Here is an 11534-nt window from a genome sequence, read left to right as displayed (position 1 = left end):
ACGTGTAGATGCAATACGCGTTAGGGTAGCACAAGTACCCAGACCGACAATGACTGTGGTGTATTTATCTCTAAAAGAGGAGCGATCGCAACAATGGCAGTTAACATACAACAAGCTATGGATATTGGGAAGTATCTTGTTACGCAGCGTTTGAAAGGACGTAAACGCTTCCCCTTAGTATTGATGTTGGAACCTCTTTTTCGGTGTAATCTCGCTTGTACAGGTTGTGGTAAAATCCAGCATCCCAAGGAAATTTTAAAGCAAAACCTCACCCCAGAACAATGTTTTACCGCAGTGGAAGAATGCGGCGCACCAGTTGTCTCAATTCCTGGCGGAGAACCTCTGCTGCATCCCCAGATTGATGAGATTGTCCAAGGATTAATTGAGCGCAAGAAATATATTTACTTGTGTACCAATGGTTTGTTGTTAGAAAAGAGCCTAGATAAGTTTCAACCTTCCCCTTATCTAACTTTCAGCGTGCATTTAGACGGAATGCGGGAGTTACACGATCGGTGTGTCGATCGCAAAGGTGTTTTTGATATTGCTGTCAAAGCCATTCGCGCCGCTAAAGCCAAAGGCTTTCGTGTCACCACTAACACCACGATCTTTGAAGGTACTGAACCCAAAGATATGCAAGAGTTCTTCGACTTTCTGGAAACCCTAAATACTGACGGGATGATGATTTCTCCCGGCTACAGTTACGAGTGGGCACCGGATCAAGATCATTTTCTCCACCGCGAACAAACCCGCGCCCTCTTCCGGCAAATTCTGGCTCCATACAGAAGTGGTGAAAAAAACTGGAACTTCAATCACAATCCGTTATTCCTAGATTTTCTCACTGGTGATAAGGACTACGAATGCACCCCTTGGGGTAGCCCTAGTTATAGCGTTCTCGGTTGGCAAAAACCCTGCTATCTACTAAACGAAGGTTATTACTCTACCTTCAAGGAATTACTAGCCCAAACTGACTGGAGTCAATACGGCCAGAAGAGTGGTAATCCCAAGTGTGCCGATTGTATGGTTCACTGCGGCTACGAACCCACCGCCGCAATGGATGCAATGCAACCGCAAAATATGGCGCGTGCCCTTGGCAGTGTGTTTGGTAGAAACTAGTAAATACTAAAGGGTGTGGTGGGCTATGCCTCATTGGTGTCAACTTAAGCTGGAAATAGCTTAACTGTTGGCTTCTATGCCCGCCCGGAAATAAATAAATGAGTAATGAGTAATGAGTAATGAGTAATAAGTAATACTCATTACTCATTACTTATTACTTCAAAAATAAATTTTCGGGCTAATAGTTTAAGTCTACTGAAGTAGACTGGAGATTTTTGGTGATATGGCGATATTTAGTCATCTTCAGATGACTTTAGCTATGAGACGGGAATTTCAATTCCCGGCGGACAAGCGGTTTCGCGTTAAGTTGACACCAATGGCTATGCCTATGCACCCTTTAAAGGTTCTGATTCCATTGGAATGTATGCAACAACATCCAGTGAGGATAAAAAGAGGATACTTATTTAGAGATATTGCGATCGACTTCTACGAAATTAATCAGGAAAAATACTCATGCCATTTGTATCGGTTCGTGATTTGCAAATGTATTATGAGATTTGCGGCAGTGGTCAACGCCTACTTAGTATTAGTGGTACTGGAGGAGACTTGCGGCGATCGCCTACTATTTTTGACTCACCGCTAGCCCCACACTTTGAGATTCTGGCTTACGATCAGCGCGGTCTCGGTCAAACTTCAAAACCTGATATTCCCTACACCATAGCAGATTACGCCGCCGACGCAGACTCTTTGTTAAATGCAGTCGGCTGGGAAAGCGCTCATGCGATCGGAATTTCCTTTGGGGGTATGGTAGCCCAAGAGCTAGCACTGCGCTATCCACACCGTGTTGAACGTCTGGTTTTAGCCTGTACTAGTAGTGGCGGCGCTGGTGGTTCATCATATCCACTACATGAACTTGTGAACCTCCCAATTGAGGAAGTGGCTCATCGGCAAATCACAATTGCTGATACCCGTTGGCAAGAGGAAACTTGGCTATCTAGCCGAACTGCACAATTTCAGGATTTAGTGAAGCTGACACTAGCAGCTGCTCAAGAGGGTGTAGACGAACCAAGTCGTGAAATTGGCCGTCGTCGCCAGCTTGAGGCTCGTGCTGCTCACGATACACATAATCGACTTTCTCAACTGCATCTTCCAGTCTATATCTGCGGCGGTCATCACGATGGCATATCTCCTCCTGCCAATCTTGAGGCGATACACAAACAGATACCAGGTTCGTATTTAGAGTTCTTTCAAGGCGGTCATCGCTTTCTTTACCAAGACCCCCAAGCATTCAAGCGCGTTATCGCCTTTCTCCAAAATAAATTCGAGTAATTTTACAAAGGAATTTCGTCTTGTTTCTCAACCCATTAATCCCAAAACCCTGATGTTGTAGAGACGCGATTTATCGCGTCTTGAAAGACCAATTATCTACACCAATAACCCTTAGGGACTGACAAAAAAATATCCAATTAACTCTTGTGGGGTGGGCATCTTGCCCGCCCAGGCTATATGGCGGGCAAGATGCCCACCCCACAGACAATATTGGATAATTTATTTCTTTGAGTTTCCTTAAATGAACCGTATTACACCATAGCTGCCTTCTTCAAACTATTTTTGGCTAATAGATTCTGGAGTAATTGCGGCATATTGTTCAGGTGTCAACACAGCTTCCTGAATGTTGACCTGTTTAGGAATCACACCATATTTATAAAAGTAATCTGCAACTCGCTGTTGTTCCTTAATTAACTCTGGAGAAATGGCTCTCAAGCCATAACTGCGGCGGCTAACTACCTTTTCCATAATGTCAGGAGGTAGTTTTTGGATTGGCCCAATGATTTTTGCGACTTCTTTGGGATTTGCCTCAGCCCAGCGCTGGAGTTTGTCAATCTCCTCAATCACTATCCGCAGAATTCCTGGATTATCAACCGCAAACTGCCTTGCACCAATATAGTATCCACCGGGGGTATCAAGTCCTACAGCAGTCTTAATTACTCGGATCTTATTTGATTTTTCAGCCAAAGCTAGATAAGGATCGCCCGCTACCCAAACTGGAATTTTCCCTTCTAGAAAAGCACTACTAGCTTCTACTGTAGGTATACTCAAGATTTTAATATCGCTGGGTTTTAAACCCGCATCTTCCAAAGCTCTAAAGACAAAATAGTGAGATGCAGAAGCTTTTTGAAAGACGATTTTTTGTCCTTTGAGATCCTTGACGCTCTTAATGGGAGAATTTGGCGGGACAGCAATCACACTTGCTCTACCCGTGGTTGGAGTGCGTCGAGAACCAACCACATAAACGATTTGAGCGCCAGCAGCTTGAGCGAAAATAGGCGGAGTTTCCCCAACGGAACCTAAATCGATTTTGCCGACATTCATCGCTTCCATTAGTTGTGGCCCTTGGACAAATTGTGCCCACTCCACCTTTACCCCTAGAGGTTCCAAACGCTTTTCTAATACTTTTTGCGATCTGACCAAATCGCCTGCTGATTGATACCCCATACGGAGTACCTTAGCTTTGATTCCAGATGAATTGGCATTGGTCTCAGATACATTTGTCGCAGCAGATGGGGTTTGAGCTTTTTGCCCTTCGGTTGTGCAACTAACTAATGTTAACGAAGTTGCCAAGGTTAACAACCCAGGTGCTAAAAGCCGCTTGAAACGGCGAAATATATTTGTATACTGAGGCTTAACTGTAGCGGCCATAGGTTTTGTATCAAAAAAATTTTAGAGATATTATTTACCACACTCAGTCCTGAGTGCCTCGATAAAAAGAGTGCTGAGTAACAAGAAGATTACTCAGTACTTTCGCACTATGGTAAAAGCCCCGCATATTGTGGGCGGTCTTTCAACTCAGCACTCTTTATCTGGCTTTACTTGGAGTACCAGTAAAGGCGAAAAACTGTTGCTCCTTGGGTGCAGCCAAGCTTTCACCCAAGTAACGATGAATACCTACTCCCATATCTCCTGTTGCTGTGAGTTTGAAGTCCACTTCTTCAAATCCATGTTCGCGGAAAAATTTACGAACAGTTTCAGAGTGAGCAATACCTTGAGAGTGTCCACGAGTCCAAATTACAAAAGCACCTTTTTTGCTGAGAAAACTCAGGTTTGCTAGTAAGCGATTAAGTTCAGTTTCATCTGCGAGATTGCCGAATACACCACATACAATCACTATGTCTGCTGGTACTGCTCCTACATAGTTTGAGGAAATAGTTGCATCACCATTGATAAACTCAATTTGTTTTGTCAAACCCAACGATTCTATTGTTTCTTGTCCACGTTCAACTAGTTGGGGATTTAGTTCTACAAGTCGGGCATAAACATCTTTTGCTCGTGGATGATTTGATAGTGTTCCTAGCAAATCTCGTCCATCGCCCGCGCAAACGCTAACTACACGGATTAACCCTGGTTGGGACAAATTCAAGCTATGGGCAATGTATTCCTGCACAATTTGCAGGCGTTGTTGCAATTTCGGTTCGTTCTTGTAGAGATCGTGCCATTCAAACCAGTTTTTTACCATAACGAGGTGATTTTCGTTTCCATTAACTATGAGGAAAGCAAAGTGACAAAGACACTGTACAGCTTAACTACGGTAAATACATCAATAAACCGTATTTTATATATAGAACGCAGACTATCATGGAAATTCATCCAAAATCAAGTCTTTTTTCTTTGGTATGTAAATCTTGCAATTTAACAATTGAGAACTTCTTAGTTAGACGGCGTTGTATTCCAAATCTAGAAAAACTCACAGAAATACTGAGCTAGAGCAAATGCGACAGATATAATACAATACGCTACATACTTGAATACTGAACAGCAAAGCTTTAAAGCTGTATTTTTTAAGACTTAAATGCTCCGTACTTCTAGCAGTTACAAAAACTTATGACGCGTGCCTTTGCCAAAAGCCATTTAAGTAGTAAATAATACATAATTCTAATCGCGATACCTGCGGCAGGCTACGCCTAAGCATTCCTTAAGGAATTTCTCAGAATAAATTTCATTAAAGTCTGACAGAGACAAAGATATGAAGTTATGTAAACAAAATTCACAAACATAACAATAATTTGTAATAAATAATGATGCGGCAGCATTGTATAAAGAGAACTTGAGAGTAAAAAACAACATCTTAATCAGGTTTTCCAGTCCTTGATAGAAGTTTGAAGTTTTCTAACAAAAGTTTTAATCTGAAAGCCTGGAGATCGTAAACTTATTTCTTGGATGTCTGTTTTAACCCTTTCGTAACTCGTCAGGCAGTGCTGACATCAAAAATAAACTGAACCATTCAGTTTTGAGTCCAAATTATTCTTAACCAAGCAAATTAGGAGATTTAACGCAATGGTTTTAGATGCATTTGCAAAAGTAGTATCCCAAGCTGATACACGTGGCGAATATCTCTCTGATGCACAATTGGATGCGTTGAGCGAACTAGTAAAAGATGGTAACAAGCGTGCAGATGCGGTTAACCGTATTACCAGCAATGCGTCAGCTCTTGTTGCTGCTGCGGCTCGTGATTTGTGGGCAGAACAACCCCAATTGATCACTCCTGGTGGTAATGCTTATACCAGCCGTCGTGCAGCTGCTTGTATCAGAGACTTGGACATCATTCTCCGCTACATCACTTATGCAATCTTTGCTGGCGATTCTAGCGTGCTAGATGACCGTGCCCTCAACGGCTTACGGGAAACCTACTTAGCATTGGGAACTCCCGGAGCTTCAGTTGCAGTTGGTATTCAGAAGCTCAAACAAGCTTCTTTGGCAATTGTCAACGATACAAACAATATCACCAGAGGCGATTGCAGTGCTTTGGCATCTGAAATAGCTGGCTATTTCGATCGCGCTGCTGCTGCTGTAGCTTAAGCAAAGCTTGCATTGCTGATGTTGACTAAATAATTGTCCATAGGACAAAACAAAATTTCAACCATAACGTTTGTAAAAGGGAAATACCAAAATGACAAAAACACCTCTAACTGAAGCGATCGCATCGGCTGATTCTCAAGGTCGTTATCTCAGCAGCACCGAAATTCAAGTTGCTTTTGGTCGCTTCCGCCAAGCACCAGCTAGCTTACAAGCAGCAAAAGCTTTAAGCGCTAACGCTCAACGCTTGACCGAAGGTGCTGCTCAAGCAGTATATAACAAGTTCCCTTACACCACCCAACAACAAGGCCCTAACTTCGCGTCAGATGCACGCGGTAAAGGCAAGTGTGTACGTGATGTCGGCTACTACTTGCGGATTATCACTTACGCTTTAGTTGTTGGTGGTACAGGCCCCTTGGACGATTTCTTGATTTCTGGCTTGGCTGAAATCAACCGGACTTTTGACCTGTCTCCTAGCTGGTACATTGAAGCCCTCAAGTACATCAAAGCTAACCACGGTTTAAGCGGCGATCCTGCTGTTGAAGCAAATTCATACATCGACTATGTAATCAATACTCTAAGCTAAGAGTATTTCTTTAGCCCGGAGAGGAAATCAGCTCTTATGACAAGTAAGTTCTATGAGTTGTTTACCTCTCCGGGCAGTTTTTTAGGAAACGCTAGCTGAATACCCTGGAGAAAGAGTTAGACAGGGATGAAAGCTGCCGATGTAGCGCGGTACTTGCTACAACTTTGGGGAAAGTTCGCAACTCAGTGCCTCTTTTAAGCTACCGTCAATTGGCACAACATTTTTATCAGTACAAGATTTAAAAACCTACCCCTGAACTGGGGAAAGTATACGCCCGAAATAACGTAAGGAGATATCACTATGCCCTCGTGGCAAATGTGGTGAGGCAGTACAATCTTCTCTAGCGTAGCGGTAGCGAGTATGCATAACCCTAGAGGGAAGCAAGCTACGTGCAGGGTTTGGGAGTTTCTCAGATTAGAGAATGCTGAATCCATAAAGTGAGCCTGGGAAACTGTGAAAACAGGATATTAAGGCAGCGATGTTTTAACAATCACCGTACCTAAAGGTGCAGTGAGTGTCAATTTCAAAAGACTGTTAAAAGACTAGAAAAAATTTTTCTAAAAAGTTTTTAGTTTTGCAGTTAAAACTGAGGAGGTTTTAAAGATGGCAGCTTTGGGACAAGCAGCAAGATTAGGGATTGGAGCGTTTGAGGATTCAGCGCCAGTAGAACTACGTCCTGATAGAACAGAAGCGGATGTAGCAGTGGTTATCCGGGCGGCTTATCGTCAGGTTTTGGGTAATGACTATCTACTTGAGGTAGAGCGTCTGGTCAGCGCCGAATCACTGTTGCAGCAAGGTGAAATCTCCGTTCGGGGATTTGTGCAAGCCATTGCTCAATCGGAACTGTATCGGGATAAGTTTTTCCACTCCAATTCCCAAACTCGGTTTATCGAGTTGAATTATAAGCATTTATTGGGGCGTGCCCCACAAGATGAGTCAGAGATTTCTTACCATGTTGAGCTTTATAACTCACAAGGTTACGAAGCTGAGATTAATTCCTACATTGACTCATTAGAATATCAAGAGAGTTTTGGCGAAAATATTGTCCCCTACTATCGAGGCTTTAAGAGTCAAGTAGGACAGAAAAACGTTGGCTATAGCCGACTGTTCCAACTGTATCGGGGTTATGCCAATAGCGATCGCGCTCAAGGACAAAAACAAGGACGGCTAACCTGGGAAGTGGCGAAGAATCTAGCTTCACCCATTTACCCCGTTTCTGCTGGAGCCTTAACTGGCCTCTCTACAGGTGGTCGCGGCGAAACATACCGCATCAGAGTGCTACAAGCAGCTTCCCCAAACTCAGCTGTAGTCAGGCGCGGGACTGCGGAGTTGATCGTACCCTACGAGCAACTTTCTAGTAAATTGCAGCAGTTGAATCGCAAGGGCAGCCGAGTTCTTAGCATTACAGCCGTATAAATAGAGACTGGGGACTGGGGACTGGGGACTGGGGACTAGGAATTGGGACTAAGAGGATAAAGGGGATAACCAATACCTAATACCCAGTACCCAATCCCCGATCCCTAATCCCCAGTCCCCAATTATTAATTACAAAGGAAAAATTACCAATGGCTATTACAACAGCAGCTTCCCGTCTGGGAACAGAACCTTTTAGCGATCAGTCTCCTGTCGAATTGCGTCCAAATGCAAGCAAAGAAGACATTGAGAGAGTAATTGCTGCCGTCTATCGTCAAGTTTTGGGCAACAACTACATCTTGACATCTGACCGGCTCATAAGTGCTGAATCCATCCTGCGCGATGGCAAAAGTACAGTACAAGAGTTTGTGCGTCAACTAGCTAAATCAGAACTGTACAAAACCAAATTTTTCTACGACAACTTCCAAACTCGCGTCATCGAACTCAACTACAAACATTTGTTGGGTCGTGCCCCTTATGATGAGTCTGATGTCGTCTATCACTTGGACTTGTATCAAAACAAGGGATATGAAGCCGACATTGACTCTTATATTGATTCACCAGAGTATCAATCTAGCTTTGGTGAAAATATAGTGCCTTACTATCGCGGCTTTAAAACCCAAACAGGGCAGAAAACTGTCGGATTTAGCCGGATATTCCAGCTTTATCGCGGTTATGCCAGTAGCGATACGTCCCAACTCAAAGGCAAATCTTCTCGCCTTGCTAGCGAACTAGGTCGCAATAGCGCATCCATCGTTGTTCCTCCGTCTGGTGGCCCCTCCGGCTTTTCATACGTCGCTTCTGAAAAAGGCGTTACCCCCAACAGTACTTTTGGTGGTGCGGGAACTTTTGGCAAAGAAGGCAGACTTTATCGCATTGAAGTAGCAGGCGTTTTCGGTGCTGGCTATCCTAGCACTCGCCGTGTTAATCAAGCGGTGATCATACCTTATGAAGAACTATCTAGTTACTTCCAAAGAGTGGTAAAACAAGGTGGTAAAATAGCTAGTGTGAAACCACTTTAGTATCATTTAGTCAATAGTCATTAGTCATTAGTCATTATTAAAGACAAAAGACTAATGACAATAACGACAATTTTAGAATTGGGAATTAATTTTATGGTTGGACAAATTAGTAGTAGAACAAGTAGTCGCTACTTTCGGTATGAAGTAGTGGGTCTGCGCCAAAGCGAAGAAACTGAAAAAACCAATTATCCCATTCGTTCTAGTGCCACTGTGTTTTTCACAGTACCAGAGAACCGAATGAATCAAGAAATGCAGCGAATTACTCGCTTGGGTGGCAAAATAGTCAGCATTCAGCCATTGAACGCTGAAGCTAAAACAGATAGCGAACAAAGCGATCATCCATCTTCATAATGAATTCCAGTCCGCAGAAATTTGAAGATTCACCATCGACAGGGAACTCTGGCGATGGTGAATCTTTAACAGTAGAGCAAGCGATCGCTAATCTAGAAAGTGCAGATTTAGGTCTGCGGTTTTATGCTGCCTGGTGGTTGGGTAGATTTCGGATATCTGAAACAGCTGCGGTTACAGGATTAATTAAAGCTTTAGAAGATGAAGCCGATCGGACACCAGAAGGCGGATATCCTCTGCGAAGGAACGCAGCTAGAGCCTTAGGAAAACTAAGCGATCGCCAGGCAGTCTCACCTTTAATTAAGTGTTTAGACTGCTCAGATTTTTATGTGCGGGAAGCGGCAGCACAATCCTTAGAAATGCTGGGCGATCCGGGTTGTATTCCCATCTTGATTAATTTATTACAAGTAGGTTTGCATGGTGAGCAGCTGATATCAAAGCAGCCTGATTTATCTCAACCCTACGAGGCCATATTAGAAGCCTTGGGAACCTTGAGGGCGACTGAATTCACCCATTTGGTAAAACCATTTTTAGAGCATCCAATCGAATTGGTGCAATATGCCGCCGCACGAGCTATGTATCAATTAACCCAAGAGCCAGTTTATGCAGAACGGTTGGTACAAGCTTTGGCGGGAGAGAAATTGCAATTGCGTCGAGCAGTTTTAGCAGATTTGGGAGCGATTGGATATCTACCCGCCGCAGATGCGATCGCCGAGACTCTTGCCGAAAATAGCCTGAAACTAATTTCTCTGAAAGCATTACTAGAACATCAAGTTAACCACACAGCAATAAGCACTTTGTCAGATGGTGCGATAAAAGTGATGAATTTGATGGACTCGCTGTTGTAGTTATAATTTTCCAGGAATTAGTTGTTATTAATACGTTTAAAAAAATACCGATCAGATGTAAACCCCCAACCCAACTGCAAAATCAGGGCTAGGGGGTTTATGTGTAGTGCCAACTACGGATAACTTAAGCTACAATTGGCTGATCCCTAATGACCCATGAAAAATTATTATGAATAACAGCGATCTTGCCCAAATATTGATCCGTGCTGTAGAAGAAGCAGACTCCTCAGATCGCTTATTAGACGCAGTTCAGGAGTTAGCGGCAGCTGGTATAGAGGAATCTGTTCCCACTCTGATTGCAGCTTTGGGCTACAACAATCCAGGGGCGGCAGTGGCGGCAGTCGATGGACTGATTGCGATCGGGGAACCCGCAGTCCCATCTCTATTGGAACTAATTGATGACTACAACTACAGTGCTAGAGCCTGGGCAATTCGTGCCTTAGCAGGAATTGGCGATGTTCGGGCACTGGATACTTTATTCGAGGCAGCAAAAACCGATTTTTCCTTGAGTGTACGGCGGGCAGCTGCTAGGGGATTAGGCACTTTGCGCTGGCATCAACTACCGCCGGAGAAAGTGGAATCTGTTCAGACTCAGGTATTAGAGGCGCTATTACTAATTTCTCAAGATCCAGAGTGGGTAGTACGCTATGCAGCAGTGACCAGTTTAGAAACATTAGCGATCGCTATAGCAACCACTTTACCCGATCAAGCATCACGAATTACAAATCAACTTCAGCAAACACTCGATAACGATGCCGATTTGGGAGTTCGCACCCGCGTCAAATTTGCACAGCAAAAAATTCAACAGCAGCAACATCAAGAAGTGTTTGCACCGAAAAGAAAGCTAGAAGATGCTGATGTGTCGGAAGTACCTCATCGTGGTGGTGGTAGACGTTGAAGTACACATCACTCTCTCACAATCCCCAGGCTATGAGTACTTGGGGACTTCTACAATCGGCTAGAAATTTCTAGCCGATTCCAATTGCAGAGAATACAAGCTTATCTAGAAAACCTCTTTAGCATCAGTTTTTGTTCCACCAATGCCAGGAGAGATTGGCGATTGATGACAATAGGCATTTGCTGCACAGTCAGTCTTAACAACATTTTATCAATTTTACATAAGCCCAAAACACTTGTAGAGACGGCGATTTATCGCGTCTCGAAAACCCAAGCGCATTAGTTTATGGTCAACCTATCAGCCATGACAGCATTCCCCCGAAAACAGCTGTTGGGATAATAATAATTTAGTGGAGCGATCGCAGATTTCATCTGGTGACAGACATACTCGAACCTGGCAGAGATGCCAATTTAACGTGAGTTCGACGAATCATATAGTGTCCATATAATAGCCGTAAAAAAGACCTCTCCCTGGTTTTACTACGCAAAATCGTCCCTCTCCAAGTCGGAGAGGGA

General features: G+C 43.6%; 11 protein-coding genes. 9 read left to right on the top strand and 2 right to left on the bottom strand.

Annotated elements, in window-relative coordinates; translation table 11 throughout:
- The first annotated feature begins 93 nt into the window (after positions 1–93).
- A complete protein-coding gene (hpnH, locus tag V7L31_RS07685; RefSeq protein ID WP_334695692.1) occupies positions 94–1113 on the top strand; it encodes an adenosyl-hopene transferase HpnH in 1020 nt (339 codons plus the stop codon).
- A gap of 453 nt (positions 1114–1566) precedes the next feature.
- Positions 1567–2382 (top strand): alpha/beta fold hydrolase, encoded by an 816-nt coding sequence (locus V7L31_RS07680; RefSeq protein WP_334695691.1) that lies wholly within the window; start codon positions 1567–1569, stop codon positions 2380–2382.
- Positions 2383–2658: 276 nt separating this feature from the next.
- Here V7L31_RS07680 and V7L31_RS07675 read toward each other — a convergent pair whose 3' ends face one another.
- Together V7L31_RS07675 and V7L31_RS07670 are read right to left on the bottom strand one after the other, a co-directional pair.
- A complete protein-coding gene (locus V7L31_RS07675) occupies positions 2659–3753 on the bottom strand; it encodes an aliphatic sulfonate ABC transporter substrate-binding protein (RefSeq protein WP_334695690.1) in 1095 nt (364 codons plus the stop codon).
- A gap of 157 nt (positions 3754–3910) precedes the next feature.
- The gene (locus tag V7L31_RS07670) at positions 3911–4567 is read right to left on the bottom strand and encodes a class I SAM-dependent methyltransferase family protein (RefSeq protein ID WP_334695689.1); all 657 of its coding nucleotides are present in this window, start codon (positions 4565–4567) and stop codon (positions 3911–3913) included.
- A gap of 818 nt (positions 4568–5385) precedes the next feature.
- On the opposite strand from V7L31_RS07670, the gene V7L31_RS07665 reads away from it, so the two are divergent.
- From V7L31_RS07665 to V7L31_RS07635, 7 genes are all read left to right on the top strand, one after another.
- A complete protein-coding gene (locus V7L31_RS07665; RefSeq protein WP_179063954.1) occupies positions 5386–5907 on the top strand; it encodes a phycocyanin subunit beta in 522 nt (173 codons plus the stop codon).
- A gap of 91 nt (positions 5908–5998) precedes the next feature.
- Complete coding sequence (cpcA, locus tag V7L31_RS07660; RefSeq protein WP_012411562.1) at positions 5999–6490, top strand: phycocyanin subunit alpha; 492 nt, start codon at positions 5999–6001, stop codon at positions 6488–6490.
- Positions 6491–7093: 603 nt separating this feature from the next.
- Complete coding sequence (locus tag V7L31_RS07655; protein ID WP_334695688.1) at positions 7094–7906, top strand: phycobilisome linker polypeptide; 813 nt, start codon at positions 7094–7096, stop codon at positions 7904–7906.
- Between the two features lie 149 nt (positions 7907–8055).
- A complete protein-coding gene (locus V7L31_RS07650; protein WP_334695687.1) occupies positions 8056–8925 on the top strand; it encodes a phycobilisome linker polypeptide in 870 nt (289 codons plus the stop codon).
- Between the two features lie 54 nt (positions 8926–8979).
- Positions 8980–9276 carry a phycobilisome linker polypeptide gene (locus V7L31_RS07645; RefSeq protein WP_334695686.1) on the top strand — a complete coding sequence of 99 codons (297 nt, stop codon included), beginning with the start codon at positions 8980–8982 and terminating at the stop codon, positions 9274–9276.
- On the top strand, positions 9276–10121 hold the full coding sequence (locus V7L31_RS07640) for a HEAT repeat domain-containing protein (RefSeq protein ID WP_334695685.1): 846 nt from the start codon (positions 9276–9278) through the stop codon (positions 10119–10121). The genes V7L31_RS07645 and V7L31_RS07640 overlap by 1 nt, the downstream gene beginning before the upstream one ends.
- Before the next feature lie 169 nt (positions 10122–10290).
- Positions 10291–11019 (top strand): HEAT repeat domain-containing protein, encoded by a 729-nt coding sequence (locus V7L31_RS07635; protein ID WP_334695684.1) that lies wholly within the window; start codon positions 10291–10293, stop codon positions 11017–11019.
- Positions 11020–11534: the final 515 nt, after the last annotated feature.

Source organism: Nostoc sp. (assembly GCF_036916655.1).
Taxonomy (GTDB): domain Bacteria; phylum Cyanobacteriota; class Cyanobacteriia; order Cyanobacteriales; family Nostocaceae; genus Nostoc.
The sequence above is the reverse complement of the archived record's forward strand: the minus strand, read 5'-3'. Positions and strand labels throughout refer to the sequence as shown.

Excerpts from the sequence above, each read along its gene's own strand:
- hpnH (WP_334695692.1), top strand. The coding sequence starts at position 94 with ATGGCAGTTAACATACAACAAGCTATGGATATTGGGAAGTATCTTGTT.
- V7L31_RS07680 (WP_334695691.1), top strand. The coding sequence starts at position 1,567 with ATGCCATTTGTATCGGTTCGTGATTTGCAAATGTATTATGAGATTTGC.
- V7L31_RS07675 (WP_334695690.1), bottom strand. The coding sequence starts at position 3,753 with ATGGCCGCTACAGTTAAGCCTCAGTATACAAATATATTTCGCCGTTTC.
- V7L31_RS07670 (WP_334695689.1), bottom strand. The coding sequence starts at position 4,567 with ATGGTAAAAAACTGGTTTGAATGGCACGATCTCTACAAGAACGAACCG.
- V7L31_RS07665 (WP_179063954.1), top strand. The coding sequence starts at position 5,386 with ATGGTTTTAGATGCATTTGCAAAAGTAGTATCCCAAGCTGATACACGT.
- cpcA (WP_012411562.1), top strand. The coding sequence starts at position 5,999 with ATGACAAAAACACCTCTAACTGAAGCGATCGCATCGGCTGATTCTCAA.
- V7L31_RS07655 (WP_334695688.1), top strand. The coding sequence starts at position 7,094 with ATGGCAGCTTTGGGACAAGCAGCAAGATTAGGGATTGGAGCGTTTGAG.
- V7L31_RS07650 (WP_334695687.1), top strand. The coding sequence starts at position 8,056 with ATGGCTATTACAACAGCAGCTTCCCGTCTGGGAACAGAACCTTTTAGC.
- V7L31_RS07645 (WP_334695686.1), top strand. The coding sequence starts at position 8,980 with ATGACAATAACGACAATTTTAGAATTGGGAATTAATTTTATGGTTGGA.
- V7L31_RS07640 (WP_334695685.1), top strand. The coding sequence starts at position 9,276 with ATGAATTCCAGTCCGCAGAAATTTGAAGATTCACCATCGACAGGGAAC.
- V7L31_RS07635 (WP_334695684.1), top strand. The coding sequence starts at position 10,291 with ATGAATAACAGCGATCTTGCCCAAATATTGATCCGTGCTGTAGAAGAA.